This is a genomic window from Natrialba aegyptia DSM 13077 (genome assembly GCF_000337535.1).
Lineage (GTDB): Archaea > Halobacteriota > Halobacteria > Halobacteriales > Natrialbaceae > Natrialba > Natrialba aegyptia.
On record NZ_AOIP01000061.1, the window covers coordinates 15,566 to 31,019 of the forward strand.

At 61.1% G+C, this 15,454-nt stretch carries 14 protein-coding genes and 2 pseudogenes; 5 read left to right on the top strand and 11 right to left on the bottom strand.

The annotated features are described in order from the left end of the window. Position 1: 1 nt before the first annotated feature. The 6 genes from glpB to C480_RS20745 form a co-directional block, all read right to left on the bottom strand. Positions 2 to 1,393, bottom strand: a complete 1,392-nt coding sequence (gene glpB / locus C480_RS20720; protein WP_006667621.1) for a glycerol-3-phosphate dehydrogenase subunit GlpB — start codon at positions 1,391 to 1,393, stop codon at positions 2 to 4. Then, positions 1,383 to 3,068 (bottom strand): anaerobic glycerol-3-phosphate dehydrogenase subunit GlpA, encoded by a 1,686-nt coding sequence (glpA, locus tag C480_RS20725; protein WP_006667622.1) that lies wholly within the window; start codon positions 3,066 to 3,068, stop codon positions 1,383 to 1,385. The genes glpB and glpA overlap by 11 nt, the downstream gene beginning before the upstream one ends. A 105-nt stretch (positions 3,069 to 3,173) precedes the next feature. Then, the gene (locus tag C480_RS20730) at positions 3,174 to 4,223 is read right to left on the bottom strand and encodes a hypothetical protein (protein WP_006667623.1); all 1,050 of its coding nucleotides are present in this window, start codon (positions 4,221 to 4,223) and stop codon (positions 3,174 to 3,176) included. 221 nt (positions 4,224 to 4,444) lie between these two features. Beyond that, a complete protein-coding gene (locus C480_RS20735) occupies positions 4,445 to 4,861 on the bottom strand; it encodes a GlcG/HbpS family heme-binding protein (protein WP_006667624.1) in 417 nt (138 codons plus the stop codon). Between the two features lie 28 nt (positions 4,862 to 4,889). Continuing rightward, positions 4,890 to 5,606, bottom strand: coding sequence for a class II aldolase/adducin family protein (locus tag C480_RS20740; RefSeq protein ID WP_006667625.1), 717 nt, complete (start codon positions 5,604 to 5,606; stop codon positions 4,890 to 4,892). Next, complete coding sequence (locus C480_RS20745) at positions 5,599 to 6,672, bottom strand: 2-hydroxyacid dehydrogenase (protein ID WP_006667626.1); 1,074 nt, start codon at positions 6,670 to 6,672, stop codon at positions 5,599 to 5,601. The genes C480_RS20740 and C480_RS20745 overlap by 8 nt, the downstream gene beginning before the upstream one ends. Before the next feature lie 369 nt (positions 6,673 to 7,041). Between C480_RS20745 and C480_RS20750 the strand changes: the two genes are divergently transcribed. From C480_RS20750 to C480_RS20760, 3 genes are all read left to right on the top strand, one after another. Continuing rightward, the gene (locus C480_RS20750; RefSeq protein ID WP_006667627.1) at positions 7,042 to 8,574 is read left to right on the top strand and encodes an FGGY-family carbohydrate kinase; all 1,533 of its coding nucleotides are present in this window, start codon (positions 7,042 to 7,044) and stop codon (positions 8,572 to 8,574) included. 82 nt (positions 8,575 to 8,656) lie between these two features. Continuing rightward, positions 8,657 to 9,808, top strand: a complete 1,152-nt coding sequence (dgoD, locus tag C480_RS20755) for a galactonate dehydratase (RefSeq protein WP_006667628.1) — start codon at positions 8,657 to 8,659, stop codon at positions 9,806 to 9,808. Positions 9,809 to 9,873: 65 nt separating this feature from the next. Further along, positions 9,874 to 10,641 (top strand): IclR family transcriptional regulator, encoded by a 768-nt coding sequence (locus C480_RS20760; protein ID WP_006667629.1) that lies wholly within the window; start codon positions 9,874 to 9,876, stop codon positions 10,639 to 10,641. 365 nt (positions 10,642 to 11,006) lie between these two features. On the opposite strand, the pseudogene C480_RS24875 reads toward C480_RS20760, so the two are convergent. Continuing rightward, positions 11,007 to 11,119: pseudogene (locus C480_RS24875) on the bottom strand (IS6 family transposase); the annotation flags it as partial. Continuing rightward, a pseudogene (locus C480_RS23370) lies at positions 11,088 to 11,216 on the bottom strand (IS630 family transposase); the annotation flags it as partial. The pseudogenes C480_RS24875 and C480_RS23370, both read right to left, overlap by 32 nt. A gap of 244 nt (positions 11,217 to 11,460) precedes the next feature. Between C480_RS23370 and C480_RS20765 the strand changes: the two are divergent. After that, on the top strand, positions 11,461 to 12,159 hold the full coding sequence (locus tag C480_RS20765) for a PIG-L deacetylase family protein (RefSeq protein ID WP_006667630.1): 699 nt from the start codon (positions 11,461 to 11,463) through the stop codon (positions 12,157 to 12,159). 28 nt (positions 12,160 to 12,187) lie between these two features. Here C480_RS20765 and C480_RS20770 read toward each other — a convergent pair whose 3' ends face one another. The 3 genes from C480_RS20770 to C480_RS23590 form a co-directional block, all read right to left on the bottom strand. Beyond that, complete coding sequence (locus C480_RS20770) at positions 12,188 to 12,949, bottom strand: IclR family transcriptional regulator (RefSeq protein WP_006667631.1); 762 nt, start codon at positions 12,947 to 12,949, stop codon at positions 12,188 to 12,190. A gap of 202 nt (positions 12,950 to 13,151) precedes the next feature. After that, the gene (locus C480_RS20775; RefSeq protein WP_006667632.1) at positions 13,152 to 14,600 is read right to left on the bottom strand and encodes an enolase-like domain-containing protein; all 1,449 of its coding nucleotides are present in this window, start codon (positions 14,598 to 14,600) and stop codon (positions 13,152 to 13,154) included. A 248-nt stretch (positions 14,601 to 14,848) separates the two neighbouring features. After that, positions 14,849 to 15,010 carry a hypothetical protein gene (locus C480_RS23590; protein WP_161607039.1) on the bottom strand — a complete coding sequence of 54 codons (162 nt, stop codon included), beginning with the start codon at positions 15,008 to 15,010 and terminating at the stop codon, positions 14,849 to 14,851. 53 nt (positions 15,011 to 15,063) lie between these two features. On the opposite strand from C480_RS23590, the gene C480_RS20780 reads away from it, so the two are divergent. Next, positions 15,064 to 15,454, top strand: a 391-nt coding sequence (locus tag C480_RS20780) for a Gfo/Idh/MocA family protein (protein WP_006667633.1), incomplete at its 3' end; no start/stop codon positions are given.

Sequence of the window (15,454 nt, forward strand, 5' to 3'; positions counted from 1 at the left end):
GTCAAATTTCCGTCGTCCCTAGTTCTAGATTCAAGTCGTCTATCGCTGCTGCGGCCGCTCGGCCGGCGACAGCTCCGGTGGCCAGCGAGACGCCACTGGCCGATTTCTCGCGGGCGACATCCGCACCGCCGACCGCTGATCCGGCCGCGTATAGGTTGGTGAACTCCGGGTCACCGTCCGCGTCGAGCGGTCGCATCGTTGCGTCGGGATTGACGCCGAACCGGGCGTACGGGTGATCGCCAAAAGCGTCGTCGACGAACCAGTCGTACCGATCCGGTGGTTGCGGGACGTGACAATCGAACACCGGTTCGAAGACCCGATCGCGGTCAGAGTCGAGCCCTTTCCCGACGAATCCGCCGGTTGCGAGCACGAACGCCGAAGCCGAATACGGAATCTCTTGACCGCTCCGATCGACCAGTACTGTCTCGACTCTGGACGGTGTACCCGCGGCGGTTTCGTAGCCCACGACCGGACACCCGGTCTCATACTTCACCCCTTCGGCATCCAGTGCTGCGTAGAGCCGATCCTCCAGCCGCAGGCCGGGGAGGCTCGGTGGGCCGGTCGGAATCTCGAACACGGCTGCGCCCAGTCGCTCCTCGAGTTCGGCACGGACCTCGTCGGCGTTATCATCGCCGAGCAGGGCGGGGAACCCGACGCGTTCGGCGTCACCGACGTGAGGGGAAACGGCGTCGGCCAGCGCCTGCCGAGCGGGCGTCCCGTCGATGCGTTCGTCGTGATCAAGCGCCTTCGCGAAGCGAGTCACCTCGGCGTCGGCAGGGAACAGATCAGCGAACGCTATTTCGGCACCGGTTACCTCGAAGGGGACGCCAGCGGCTTCAAGGTTATCAGCGACCATGCGAGCGTCAAAGTCGGTGAACGACCGAAATCCGGCGACAAGCATCGACCGATTATCGCTCGCGATTCCTGCCGCTGCCGCGCGCGGATATCGCGCGGTTGGCTTCACCGTCCCGCCGAAGGTCGGAACGAGTGCGTTCTTCTCTGTGTGTCCGCCCAGGTATGAGTCGCCGACGAGATCGTCGAACAACGAGAGCCCCGATCGGAGAGCGTCTGCTCCGAGAACCGAATAGGGATGGCCATCGGGGAGGGAGTCGATTCCGTCGAACGGCGTGATTAGCGGCCCCCAATACTCACTCCGGTTGTCCCGAAATTCTCGAAAGTCCCTTCGCTTCTGGGAGGGGGAGCCTTCCCGATCGGTCGACTGAGACCGTCCGGGAACGTATCCGAGCCCGTCGACGAGCCCGGACGCTTGCCTGAGCGTCGTTTTCTTGTGGGAGATCAGGCGGACGTCAGCGCCGTTGCGAGCAGCTGCGACCGCGCTCGTCACACCGGAGATCCCTCCGCCGACGACGAGAACATCGCTCTCAATCGCCATGGCTTCCCTCCGCAGCTACCCCAGAGTCGTACGCGCCGTAATCGATCTCGTCGTCGAAAACGGCGGGATCGGCGTCGTGGTTCATCGTGGTCGCGTGGAGCATGTGGTTCAGCATCGCTTGAGAGAGCTGTTCGCCCCAGAGGGTGTGACGCTGCCCTTTCCAGCGCTCCTGGTACAGCCGGTCGATCTCGTCTCGAGCAGCACCCCTCTCGTGGTCAAGGTACAGCTCAGCTCCCAGCCGATGGGTGCAGAACCCGCCCTGACAGTTCCCCATCGATGCGCGAGTCTGGAGCCTGACGCCGTTCAGGTTAGCGCCGACCCGGCCGATTGCGTCTTGGATCTCGGCTCGAGAGACCCCCTCACACGCACAGATCGTCGGGTTCGCCCCGTCAATGTCCAGCACTTCCGGAGCGCGGTCGCCGAGTCGCTGACGGCTTCGGCGAGCGATCGGTGATCGAAGGTCGAATTCGTCCATCCGATCGTCGAGCGCGGATGGATCGGTGCTCCCCGGGAGAGGCTTCTCGTGCGTTCGACAGGTAGCGTCGACGCCGAACGCCTCGCAGACGTGGTCAGCGACGGACTCGGACATCTCCCGGTACGTCGTCAGTTTCCCGCCGACGACGGAAGCGAACCCCTCGACGCTGTCGCGTTCGGCGTGATCGAGGATGAAGTAGTTACGGGTGACGTCACCGGGATCGGTCGTCGATCTGGGGTCGGGGTCGTACAGCGGACGTACACCCCAGTACGCGCGAATCATACGCGCGTCGGCGACGACCGGGACCATCTCCGCGGCGATGTCGATCATCATGTCTACTTCCCGCTGCTCTTCGGGGTAGTTGTCCGGATCGTCTACCGGGTCGTCGTTGGCGCCGAGCAGGACGGTCGTCTCGTGAGGGATGATCGTATCACCCTCGCCTTTCGGGAGACAACGGTTGATCACCGTGTCGAGTTGTCGGACGTTCGTGACGACCATCGCGCCCTTCGAGATGGACATTTTCAGTTCTATACCGGCCATCTCCGCCAGTTGCCCGGCCCACGCGCCTGTCGCGCTGACCACGTAGTCGGCCTGGAGAGTCTCGATGTCTCCTTCCGACCCCTTGCCGAGATAGGTCGGTCCGTGACGCTCGATCTCGACGCCGGTAACTGATCCATCGTCGACCAGCACGTCTACGACTTCTGCGTGTGTTTCGACGGTTGCGCCGTGGTCGACAGCGTCGGCAGCGTTCGCGACACAGAGGCGGAACGGATCGATTGCACCGTCCGGAACCCAGATTGCTCGTTCCACATTGGCGGAGAGATACGGTTCGCGTCGACGGGCTTCCTCCCCGGAGATCACTTCTGTCGGGATACCACACTCTTCACAGTCTTCGAGTTTCTTCTCGAAGTACTCGTCGGGATCGCCCTCGAGCTGGACGAAGAGCCCGCCGGTATCCTCGATACAGTGGCCGGCGATATCGCGCAGTATCCGATTTTCCTGCATGCAGTCGACGGCGCTCTCTTGGTCACTGACGGCATAGCGAGCACCGCTGTGGAGGTGGCCGTGCGTTCGGCCCGTGGTCCCCTCGGTGAGATTCCCACGTTCGACGAGCGTCACGTTGAACCCTCTCATGGCGAGGTCACGGGCGGTTCCCGTACCAGTCGCTCCGCCGCCGATGACGACGATGGAATGGGGCATACAAGTACGAAGAATATCTTGTGTGGAAACGTTATAATGGTTGTGTTTGGTAGGTTGGCGAACGTCCGTCCGGAAGACGGGACGGTGGTGACTATAGTCACTCAGTCATAGCGCGGGGACCCATCCGCTCCCTGGTAGGATACCGAGAGCAGTACACACCGAGATCAGGAAGGTGCCGAAAACGATGGCTGCGGCGGGGGGGTCCAGATGGGTGTCGCCGTGCGCGTAGAAGACCCGCTGGAACACTTCGCCGAAGAGCGCACTGATCAGGCCGAAGATCGCTCCGACGGCGACGACGCCGGACAACGACACCGTCGCGACGGAAGCCGATCCGGCGAGAGCGAAGACGGCAGTACTCGATGGGAGCGCAATGTGGTGCGTGACCGGGAAGTTCTCGTGACCAATACTCAGGAAGATCAGTGAGGCGGCACTGATCCCGAAAGCGAGGTACGGACTCTCGCTCACGTAGCCGACGTACGCGCCCAGAATCCCTACAACGACTCCGAGCACCGCCACGTTGAGCCACTTGTACTGCTGTGGGAGCCACGGTTCGACGGCGTACCGCTGGCCGATAACGCCTCCGTCGGCAGCGACGGCGTCCGGCGACTGGAGTTCTTCCTGCTCGAACGGCTTCATGTCGAGCCACCCTGAGCTAGGCGTACCGACGACGTCGTAACCGAACGCGACACGGTGGAGCACGGCCGACAGAACGACGCCCATCGCGACCTGATCGAACGGCATCGCGAATGCGACCATCAGTTCGACCATCACGTAGCCGGCGGCTCCGAACAGCGCGCCGACCGCGAGGACATCTGGCTTCGTGCCGAACGCGTAGTTGATGTTTTTCGCCTGATGGTAGTCGAAGTCGGTATCCATGTACCCCCGCCTGGCGGCGTACGCCGACGCGGCCGCGCCGGCCGCGAAGCTGATGTGAGGACCGAACACGGGACCGAACGCGATTGCGTCGGTGATCATAATTGCCGCGGCGTCGCTGCCGGCTGCTGCTTTGCCGGCCAGATTCGCCGCCTCCCCGGCGATCACCATGAAACCGGTGAAGATGAATGCGGGGAGCCCACCAATCGCCGCCCCGAACGCGCCGCCCGCCAGCGCCAGTAGCAAGTACTCGATCGACCAGATCGCCGCGACGTCAACCATGCTGGCTCGCACCTCGTTTGCCAATGCTCCGGCCGTCCGCACTGGGACGAACACGGGATACCTGACTCGTCGACTCGCCTCGCTCGATACGGTGTCTTCGATGATTGATCATCTCTAACTTCGATCTGATCATAGATCCCATCGAACATAAATATAACTGATGGTAATTAGATGTACAGTACACTCTAACGGAGAAAAAGCTCTCGCTGGCGGTCGCGATGTCAGTGTGACTCTTCGAAGGCCTCGACGCTGGCTTCGGCGACCGTTCTGTCCTGTTCGACGGCGCCGCCGCTGACGCCGATGGCGCCAATGACCTTGCCGTCGCGGATGAGGGGATACCCGCCACCGAAGACAACGAGTTGGTTGTCGTCAGTCGTCTGAAGTCCCCAGAGCGACTCACCGGGTTTCGTAGCCTCCGCGAGTTCGTGAGTGGGCATGTCCAGCGCGGCAGACGTGTACGCCTTGTTCCGGGATATGTTCACGGAAGCGAGCCAAGCGTCGTCCATCCGCCGCTGTGCGACGAGGTTTCCCTCGGAATTGACGACGGTGATTACCATTGGATTGTCGATTGCCTTCGCCGCCTCTTCCGCTGCGTCGATTACTTCCTTTGCCGTCTCGAGTGTGATTGATGGAATCATGGTCGTAATTGTAGCTGTGTGTCTGTGGTCAGTTACCCTGTCCGTAGTCTGCGAACCGGTCGAGGAGCGTATCGATCTCCTCGTCGGGGAGGACGTTGGGTTCGCCGACGCTGATCGCCTGATAGTGGATGCGAGCGCAGTACTCCGTCATCAGTGCGACCTCGAACGCCGCTTCAACCGACTCGCCGACTGCGAGCACGCCGTGATTTTCGAGCAGACAGGCGTTGTACTCCTCGCCCAGTGCATCGAGCGCCGCCTCGGCAAGTTCGGCCGTGCCGTACGTTTCGTACGGAGCGATGGGGACCTGATCGCCGACGAACGCGATCAGGTAGTGCGACGCGGGAATCGCCTCGCCGAGACTGGCGAACGTGCTGGCGTACGGCGAGTGAGTGTGGACCACACCACCGACGTCGTCGCGCTTGCGCAGCACGTCGGTGTGCATCCGGAATTCACTGGAGGGATCGAGTTCACCGGTGACGCGCTCGCCGTGAAGATCGACGATAGGAACGTCTTCTGGCGTGATCTCGTCGTACGGCGTTCCGGAGGGGCTGATCGCGACGTACTCGCCCGACTGGGCGCTGATGTTACCGCCGGTGCCTTTGGTGAGTCCCTGTTCGAGCATCTTCTTCCCGATCTCTGCGACTGCGGTTCGTTCTTCTGTGAGTTCGAGTTCTTGTGCCATCGTGTACTTGGGTTCGTGGACTGTCTCCGCGTCCACGTCGGTGTCTGTAGGCGATTCAGCCATCGTTGTCGACAGTCAGCCCGGCAAGCGCCGCCTCGTTGGCGACGTGGTCGGGTTCCCGTCCAGCTAGCACGGCTGCGATATCGTCGGTGAGTATCGCGGAGTGACGGTCCACGACCTCATCTGCGGCGCCCGCTAGGTGCGGCGTCGTGATGACGTTGGGTAACTCCAGCAGCGGGTGGTCATCGGGAAGCGGCTCTTGATCGTACACGTCGAGCGCGGCGCCCGCGAGTTCGTCGTTCCGGAGCGCCTCGATTAGCGCGTCCTGATCGACGATCGCGCCGCGAGCAGTGTTGACGAAGTACGCGTCCTGCGACAGCAGGTCGAACTCTGCCTCGCCGATGAGGCCGCGAGTCGCGTCTGTCACAGGGCAGTGTACCGTCACGATGTCCGACCGCTCGCAGAGGTCGTCCAGTTCGGACTTCTCGATACCGTGCTCGGTCATCTCTTCGGCGTCGACGAAGGGGTCGAAGCCGAGCAGTTCCATCTCGAATCCGTCGGCGCGCTGAGCAACGTTCCGACCGATTGCGCCCAGGCCGACGATTCCCAGGGTCTTTCCCTGTAGCTCCGGCCCCGAGAGTTCGACGTACGGCGATCCGTTCGCGATGCCCCACGTTACGTCGTCGCGTTCGCCGCTGTCTGCCGCATCCGCGACCGGTTCGCCGGTGTACGTTCCCGTATGGAGCAGGTGGTGGCTTCGCGCGATGTTTCGCACGACGGCGAGGATCAGGCCGAACGTGAAGTCGGCGACGCTGACCGCGTTACGTCCGGGCGCGTACAGGACTGGAATCCCGTGCTCGGTCGCGGCGGCGATATCCACGTTGGCGTCCGGCCCGCCCCGGGCGCAGGCGATCAGCTGGAGATCCTCGGCCGCGTTCATCAACTCGGCGGAGACGCCCTCGTAACCGACGACGAACACGTCGACGCCTTCCAGGAGGTCCTCAAGCTCGGACGACGACAACCGCTTGGAACGCTCCTCGATCGGCCGGTAGTCGACTTCCATACCGAGTTCGTCTCGCAGTCTGTTCAGGTTTGCGTCGTCGAAGTTCGCCGTGACGAGTGCCTTCATGTTTCGTAATCGGTAGCGCACAGAGGGACCCGCCAGCAGTTGGACGGTCGTCTGCCGACCGGCGGATTACCCCTTCATGATCACGTCGATCATCCCGTCGTTGTGCGCTGGCGCACCGGTCCGGTGCCGGCCGTTCGTTCGTGGTCAAGTATGGTCCCATGGTCGGTTGCTGCGACTGCGAAGCCCGCGGCTGAACGCCGCGGAATCTCCGAGCGACGCTCTACTATCGCGAACTTCTCTCAGCACTACGACATCGTCAATCAATGATAATAAGTATTTTTGTCAGTTTGTATATAGATGTCATATAGTATCGCGTCTGAGCTCTCGTAGTACGGAACCTTTATTATTAATAATCCAAACGGGATGCGTATGGGTCGCGTACTCATAGGCATAGACGCAGGTACCACTCGCATCAAATCGGTCGCATTCGACCTCGACGGCAACGAACTCCACCGGGCCGCGAGAGACAACGCTCTAAAACAACCAGAGGCCGGAAAAATCGAACAGGATATGGAACAGACGTGGGCGATGACGGCCGAGACGATCCGGGAGGTCGTAGACTCGCTCGATGAGCCTGACAACATCGTCGGCGTCGGTGTGACCGGACAGGGCGACGGCTGCTGGTTGATCGATGAAGCGGGCGATCCGGTTCGCGATGCGATCCTCTGGAACGACAGCCGCGCGGCGAAGTACGTCAACGAGTGGGAGGAGACTGGCGTAGCCCCGCTCATCTCGAACATCTGCGGCAGCGACCTGTTCCCGGGGGCGTCGCTACCGATCCTCCAGTGGCTCGCCGATGAGGAACCGGAGTCCATCGAGCGCGCCGACACCGTGTTTTGCTCGAAGGACTGGCTCAAGTATCGTCTCACAGGGGAGCGAACGACCGATCGGAGCGACGCGTCGCTCCCGTTTATCGACATCGAGACGGGCGAGTACTCGGATGTCGTTCCCGAACTCGTCGACATCGACGGAATCGACGAGTTACTGCCGCGTCTCGAGCCGGCGTCGGAGATCATCGGCGACGTGACCACGGAGGGCTCCGAAGCGACAGGACTGCCGATCGGAACGCCGGTCGTCTCGGGGGCGATCGACATCGTGGCGTCGGGAATCGGCAGCGGCGCTGCGCGAACGGACGACAGTTCGTCGGTCGTCGGAACGACGTCTCTCAACCAGATGGTGCTCAGCGAACCGCCCGAAGAGACGAAGGGAACGGGATTCCTCTTCGCCGTCGAAGACGACTTCTATGTCCGGGCGATGGCGTCGATGGCCGGGACGCCAAATCTCGACTGGGCATTCGAGGAGTTCGCCGACGACAAGGACTTCACAGAGGTCGTCCCCGACCTTGAGGAGTTGCCGATCGGATCGGAGGGGGCCCTGTATCATCCCTATCTCAGTACATCGGGTGAGCGGAGTCCATTCCTGAAGACATCCGCTCGTGCACAGTTCCTCGGATTGTCGCCCGAACACTCCAAGGAGCATATGCTCCGCGCCGTGTACGAAGGTGTCACACTGGCGATGCGAGACTGCTACGAACACATGTCCGGCGAATCCACCCGAATCATGATTAGCGGCGGCGGCGCACGTTCGGACTTCTGGTGTCAAATGTTCGCCGACTGCCTCGACACGCCGATCTCGGTCCCCGCTGGGGATGAATTCGGTGCGAAAGGCGTGGCGTTCCTGGCCGGCGTCGCCACCGGAGTGTACGACGACATCGCTTCGGCTGCCGAGGAGACGACGACGATCGACCGGACGTACGAACCCCGGCCGGAGTGCGCCTCGCAGTACGACGAGTGGTACGAGTACTTCCGCGACTCCTACGAGGCGATGTTCGAGGTCTGGGATACCCGCGAGGATGCGATGGACCAACTTGAGAGCGCCGCGGCACCTCCGCAATCAGACTGAGACGGCAGACTGATCGTCCTTTTATAAACCGCTCTCGCGCCATAGGACAACTACCATTAACGTAGGGTGGGTACCGTAGTTCATGGAAGTAACAAACTACGAACTGTTCGAGGTGCCCCCGAGGTGGGTGTTTCTCAAACTCGAGACGGACGAGGGGCTGACCGGCTGGGGCGAACCAATCGTCGAGGGGCACGCGAAGACGACAATCGCGGCGGTCGAGGAGATCCTAGATAACTATCTCATCGGAAAAGATCCGCTCGAAATCGAGCGCCACTGGCAGGCGATGTACCGCGGTCGCCACTTCAGAGGGGGCCCGATCCTGATGAGTTCGATGGCCGGCATCGATCAGGCGCTCTGGGATATCAAGGGGAAACACTACGGCGCACCCGTGTACGACCTCCTGGGCGGCAGAGCGCGAGACCGGATTCTTACCTACCAGTGGATCGGCGGTGACACACCCGAAGAGATACGGGAAGCCGCTGCAGCGGCCGTCGACGACGGATACACCGCGCTCAAGATGGCAGCGAACTCGCAAGTTCGGCGCATCGACTCTCCCGGAGTCGTCGAAAGGATCAGAGAGCGTCTCGCCGCCGTCCGCGACGAAGTTGGGGACGACGTCGATATCGCCGTGGACTTCCGGGGACGGATAACGAGCGGGATGGCCAAGTGGGTGGCATCAAAACTCGACCCGTACGATCCGATGTTCTACGAGGAGCCGGTCCTCCCGGAACACTTCGACGCGCTTCCGCGGATCGAGTCCCACACGAAGACACCGCTCGCATCCGGTGAACGCCTGTACTCGCGCTGGGAATTCCAGCAGACGCTCGCGAACGGTCTGGTCGACATCGTTCAGCCGGACCCGTCGCACGCCGGCGGTATCACCGAGGTCAAGAAGATTGCCGGCGCCGCCGAAGCCGTCGACGTGGCCGTTGCACTCCACTGCGCGCTCGGCCCGATCGCCTTCGCCTCATGTCTTCACATCGACGCCACCACTTCGAACGCGTTCGTCCAGAGCCAGAACCTCGATATCCACAATCCGGAGCAGAACGATCTTCTTGCGTACCTCATAGATCCGAATATCTTCGGCTTCGAGAGCGGTTACGTCGACGCACCGGACGAACCGGGACTCGGTATCGAGATCGACGAATCATTCGTCCGAGAACAGGCCGATGCGCAGGTCGACTGGCAGAATCCGATCTGGTACCACGACGACGGAAGTATCGCCGAGTGGTGAGCGCTCCTGTGGGTTTTTCGGAATGAGGGAATACTTCTTTACTGCTTCACATACAGGTCCCCAGTATGGCTGACAGAGAAGATACACCGGTCAAGGCGACCGCCACCAGCGCACGTGTAATCGAGGCGCTTCTCGAACTGGAGAGCGCGACAATTACCGAACTCGACGATCACCTGCCGCACTCGAAAAGTACCATTCACAGTCACTTGGAGACGCTCGAACAGTTGGGCTTCGTCGTTCGCGACAACTGGGCCTATCAGGTCAGCCTCCGGTTCCTTGAAATCGGCAGTGTCGCGCGAAACCGATATCCACTCTATCAGCCGGGTGTTTCGGAGGTTCGGCAGTTGGCGACAGCGTCAGGGCTGGTGGCGAGTTTAGTCGTGATCGAGCGTCAACGTGGAATTTGCCTGTACACCGCGATGGGAAAGAAGTCGGACCGATCTTTTGGCGACCCGGGCGAGACACTTCCATTGCACTGTACTGCTCCCGGGAAAGCGCTCCTTGCAGTGATGGCTCCGGAGGACGTCGACTCGATCATTGACGGCCACGGACTGCGAGAATACACGGAGAATACCCTAACAAGTCGGGCGGCCCTCGATGAGGAACTACAGGACATCCAGTCTCGAGGAATCGCTTTCAATCGTGAGGAGTGGCGAGAAGATGTTCGAGGAATCGCCGCAGCGGTGGAAGGCAAGACCGGCAGCCCGGTGGGTGCGATCAGCGTGAGGAGTCCCACTGATACGATGTCCGGCAAGCGGTTCCAGCAGGATATTCCCGGGCTAGTCATCAGTTCTGCAAACAGACTTCGAAAGGCGCTCCGGTCGGAGCGGTGATAGTCCGGCACCATCCGGAGAAAGACGACTTTCGCCTGTGCCGAATTTCTGCTATCGCTGGCGAAAAATCATAACGACAATCTGTGTTCTGGGGTATCGATCACCATGGTACAGAGCCACGAACAGACAGTATAACAGATGATCCTGAGATAATTCCGAAATAGCGAATTATCTCGTAGTATCCATCGAGGATCACCTTCAGTGAACGAGAGTCGCGCCACCGATGCGGGTGGCCACGGCGAAGTTGTGACCTTGAATTACAACAGTATGGTTGTAAACAGCTGCTTTCGATAGCCCCATCCAATAATTCGGAAGTAACGAATATCGAATAACGGGCTCAGTACAAGGCTCGCTTACGGCACTGTCTAGTTCAGCACCTCCTCATAGTCACTTGACCAGTGAGCGCTCGATCCGGCCGATTGTGGTTGTAATGGTGTCTGAACGGTCTGAGCCAGCGGCGAGCGCACGATCGAGGACTCTATTGCTGCTAAGAGTCGTTGTGTCGGCTTCTTTCCTTCCACGTTGTCGAGGGCATCTTGCAATTCCTCGACGGAGATCTCGTCGAGATGATTCACTGTGTTTAGCAACAATATTCGAGTTGAAAATTCTAACGACTGCTATAGACACTCTCGTTCGGGCTTTCTGGGCCAAGCTGGCGAAGGCCTATTACATGAGTACGGGTGTAATCGACCGAGAAACGTTCTCGAGGAGTCATTCGGTAGCCACTCGGACTCCGCGACCGTTTTACAGTATTAAATCGTTCTCTCACGAGTAGAATCGACCGGAAGTATTTTCCTACTGCGATGGCTCGCCTCTGCCATGTCCGTCTTAGCAATAGTTGCACATCCGGACGACGCCGACATTTTCTGCGGCGGAACGCTCGCAAAACATGCCGACCGGGGCGACGACGTGACGATCGTTCACATGACGCGCGGAGAGCTCGGAACGGCGGACGGCACCGAGGAAGAAATCGCCGCCGTCCGGGAAGAAGAAGCGCGACAGTCGGGCTCCGAACTCGGCGCGTCAGTCGAGTTCCTCGAGTTCCTCGACGGTCGGGTGACCTACTCGATGGAGAAGCGACTGGAAGTCGTCGAGACGATTCGCGAACACGATCCCGAGCTGATCCTGACGCACTTCCGGGACGACATGCATCCGGACCACCGCGTCACGTCGCGGCTGGTGACGGACGCGTACTACATGGCATCGCTGCCGCTCGTCGAAACCAACTCGGAGCCATGCGATCCGTCGAACGTCTACTGCTTCGGCAAGCCGACATCGTCGTTCGACCCGGACACGTTCGTGGACGTCTCCGAACACGTCGAACAGAAGATGCGAGCGGTCGAGGCCCACGAGTCTCAGGCCGCGTGGCTGGACGAACACGGTGGAATAGACGACGAGTTCGATGATTTCGTCGAGAACGTGCGCGCCAGAACGCGGACGCTCGGCCAGCGGGCCGGCGTCCCGTTCGCGGAGGGGTTCACATCGCTCCACACGACGCCGGTTTCGTACCTCGAGTGATCGAGGGGCCGTTGAGCGGTCGATTGGACTACAGCGAGGTGATGTTCACCTCGACGATGTTCACCGCCCGGCGGATCAGCTTCGGCAACTCCTCGGTGAGCCGTTCGTCCTCCATCCGGCTCACCGGACCGATGAGCGAGACGGCGCCGTAGAGCGTTCCATCTTGGTCGCGAATCGGCGCCCCGAGCCCGACAAGTCCTTGGATCGTCTCCTCGTGATTGTACGCGATGCCGCGCTCGCGAATCTCGGTCAGTTGCGCTCGGAGTTTACCCGGGTCCGTGATCGTGTTCGGCGTGATCTGCTCGAAGTTGGTTTCTCGGATGATCTCCTCCCGCCGTTCCTCCGGCATGAACGCCAGCAGCACCTTTCCGACGGCGGTATGATACAGCTCGTTCCGGTAGCCAACGTACAGTTCCGTCTGCACGGCGTCCTCGCCCTCGGCCTTGTAGAGACAGATGCCCTCTCCGTGCTCCTCGACGGTGAACAGCGCCATCTCACCGGACTCGGCCGCGAGTTTGTCGACTTCGGCACGCGTGATGTCGTAGATGTCGACGCGGTCCGTCGCGTGGTGAGCGAGGTCGATGAACTGGAGGCCGAGCGAGTACTGCTGACCGTTCTTAACGACGTAGCCGTTCTGCTCGAGCGTCGCAAGGTGGCAGTGGATCGTCCCCTTCGAGAAATCTAGTTCGTCGGCGATGTCGGTCACGCGGGCCTCTCGCTTCTCTTTGAGCACGTCGACAATATCGAGCGTGCGTTGGACCGCCTGTATCGGGTGTTTTGCTGAGTTCATTTATCGTATGGCATGATACTACGTACCAGATTAAATGTTTGGATGTGTCAAACGTCAGTTCGGGAAAAGTGTCTCCTTGATGATGAAATTGGGCGCTCTCCGGATACGAAGTCCAACTACCGCTACTCATAGCGATAGATGCGTTCGCGCAATCGCCTAGCTGAGAGCAGCGTTTAATAAGAGTAAACGGACGATGTTCAGTTCAGTCGCTCGAAGGCGAGAATTCCCACTCCACTCGTGGCGTGAACTGTTCGATGTCGAGGTCGAGAGCAGCACCGTACCCGAACGATGCGTCAACGACCGACTCGAGTTCAGTCTGGCCGTCGTCGATGTCGAGCGTCGGGAATCCCTGGTCGTGCTCCCGGTAGAGGTCGCCGTGGGTCGCAAGGAGGTCGTCCTGAAGGTCAGTCGGGAGCATCGCCATCCCGCGGAAGTAGTGGTGTCCGTTTCGTTCGACGTGGCGCTTTCCCATCGTCGCCATGACGGCCAGGTCCTGCGGGAGCGAGACCGGACCGACGGTCGAGAGGTCTTCGCCGCTGATGACGTACTCGCCGTCGGGGTCCTCGCGGCGGCGGTGTTCGATCAGGCAGGCGTTTGCGAGGCCCTTGAAGACGCCCTTGCAGTTCTTGTGACTCGTCCCGACGTAGCCGCACTCGAGCGCCCGTCCCAGACTCCGGAGTTCGCCGTCCGATTCGTCGATGATCATCGGCGGCCGATCGTCCCACTCGGCAAGCGTTTCACGGGTGGCGTCGGTGAGAGCGTCGCCGCGAGCGAGCGGTTGCTCGACGTATCGCAATCGTTCGAGTAGTGGATCGATTCCTGGTTCGTCCGTCAACCGCTCCCAGTCCGTCCGGAACGAGTCGGCATCGCCGTACTGCTCATTCGCGTCGAGGGTCACGGCGTACTCCTCGAGTTCCTCAAGTTCGTCGGCCAGCCGCGTCAGACGGTCCGCATCGCGCTCGACGTCACCGCCGAGCTTGATCTTGAAGTACGACACACCCTGCTGTTCGATGTACTGGCGAAGTGTCTGTGGAAGTCCGTCGTCGAGTCGGCTCTCCGTGTCGAGGTCGGCCTCGGTGAGCGGATCAGTGAACCCCACCGTATGCCGGATCGCTGTCGTCCGCTGGGGTTCGTCCGGCAGATGGTCCGCGGGTTCGGTGCCCGTCAGCGCGGAGTAGATCTCTCCGAGTTCGATCCCGAGCGCGTTCTCGCACACCGCCCGGTGGAACGTCGTCTCCCGCTCCCGGCAGAACGCATCAATTACCGCGCGCTCGACGAGGCTCACGCCGAACGACCACAGCAGCGGCGGGTGGTCGGTCATTGTGGCCCACTCGCACTGGCGTTCATAGAGCGCCAGCCAGAAGTCGAAGACTGTGTCAACCTCGATCTCCGCGGCATTGGCGGCCGCCTTGTCGATCACCTCGAGCATCCGGTCGAGCCCGTCCGCGAAGGTGACACCCGGCTCCTTGAGGAACCACAGCGGAGAGAGCCCCTCGGCCGCGATGCCCACCTGCCCGTCTAGATCGTCGCCGCCCTCGATCCGGACGAACAGGTGTGGCAGTTCGGTGAGGGTCGTGTTTCCGAAGTGAAACGGCATTCGCAGTTCCATGTCCAGCACGTACTGGTCGACGGAACGGACGCTGATTGTCATACACATGCTCACTCTTCGAATTCTCTTAATTTCTGCGGAACGAATCCGAGGATAGTAGTATTCTCGGGTGGGCGGACGACATACAGTACTGCTTCCGACGGAGGTGTACCGCAAACTCACTTCGCGGAACCGGTTCACCCGCCTGCGCGTTCGCATCGACGGCGCGACCGGAGAGACGGACCACATCTCGTGTATCGCCGAGGCACGGCGCGAACATCCGGACCGTCCATCACTATCGCGCGGAGGGCTCACTGTTGGTTAGCAAGGCCGACTTCGTCTTCCTCGTCGAGACGAGCGGCGCGGGCCATGCGGGCCGGACCATCGAGACGATCGAGGACGAGGGGGGACGACATCGAGCGCGTGACGTGATCGCTTGCGACCGTTCGCGGGACGCGATCCGGGTCGCTCAAGAGGTTTCAACGGACCAAACAATTATCTGTCCCGTGATAGACACGCACGCCATATGCAAGCCGGAATCGCGGGTGCGGGCTTCATGGCGCGAACGCACCTCAAAGCGTACCGAAAACTGGATGTCGAGATAGTGGCGGTCTCGTCCCCGAGCGGTCCCGAGGAGACGATCAAGGAGTTCGGCCTCGAAGCCGAAGCCTACACCGATGTCGGCGAAATGTGCAAACGGGAAGACCTCGACTTCCTCGACGTCTGTACGCCGACGCACACGCACGTCCCGATCGTCGAAACCGCGATCGAATCGGGGCTCGACGTCTTCCTCGAGAAGCCCGTCGCCTCCTCGCTCGCCGATGCCCGCGAGCTGGCCGCGTTCGTCGACGACGCGGACGCGACGTGTATGGTTGGTCACGTCATCCGGTTCCTTCCGGCGTACCGGCGGGCGAGGG

What these genes read in the sequence shown, in the direction of transcription:
- C480_RS20730 (WP_006667623.1), bottom strand. Translation starts at nt 4,223, where the DNA reads ATGGTTGACGTCGCGGCGATCTGGTCGATCGAGTACTTGCTACTGGCG.
- glpB (WP_006667621.1), bottom strand. Translation starts at nt 1,393, where the DNA reads ATGGCGATTGAGAGCGATGTTCTCGTCGTCGGCGGAGGGATCTCCGGT.
- C480_RS20750 (WP_006667627.1), top strand. Translation starts at nt 7,042, where the DNA reads ATGGGTCGCGTACTCATAGGCATAGACGCAGGTACCACTCGCATCAAA.
- C480_RS20745 (WP_006667626.1), bottom strand. Translation starts at nt 6,672, where the DNA reads ATGAAGGCACTCGTCACGGCGAACTTCGACGACGCAAACCTGAACAGA.
- C480_RS20775 (WP_006667632.1), bottom strand. Translation starts at nt 14,600, where the DNA reads ATGACAATCAGCGTCCGTTCCGTCGACCAGTACGTGCTGGACATGGAA.
- glpA (WP_006667622.1), bottom strand. Translation starts at nt 3,068, where the DNA reads ATGCCCCATTCCATCGTCGTCATCGGCGGCGGAGCGACTGGTACGGGA.
- C480_RS20760 (WP_006667629.1), top strand. Translation starts at nt 9,874, where the DNA reads ATGGCTGACAGAGAAGATACACCGGTCAAGGCGACCGCCACCAGCGCA.
- C480_RS20740 (WP_006667625.1), bottom strand. Translation starts at nt 5,606, where the DNA reads ATGGCTGAATCGCCTACAGACACCGACGTGGACGCGGAGACAGTCCAC.
- dgoD (WP_006667628.1), top strand. Translation starts at nt 8,657, where the DNA reads ATGGAAGTAACAAACTACGAACTGTTCGAGGTGCCCCCGAGGTGGGTG.
- C480_RS20765 (WP_006667630.1), top strand. Translation starts at nt 11,461, where the DNA reads ATGTCCGTCTTAGCAATAGTTGCACATCCGGACGACGCCGACATTTTC.
- C480_RS20735 (WP_006667624.1), bottom strand. Translation starts at nt 4,861, where the DNA reads ATGATTCCATCAATCACACTCGAGACGGCAAAGGAAGTAATCGACGCA.
- C480_RS20770 (WP_006667631.1), bottom strand. Translation starts at nt 12,949, where the DNA reads ATGAACTCAGCAAAACACCCGATACAGGCGGTCCAACGCACGCTCGAT.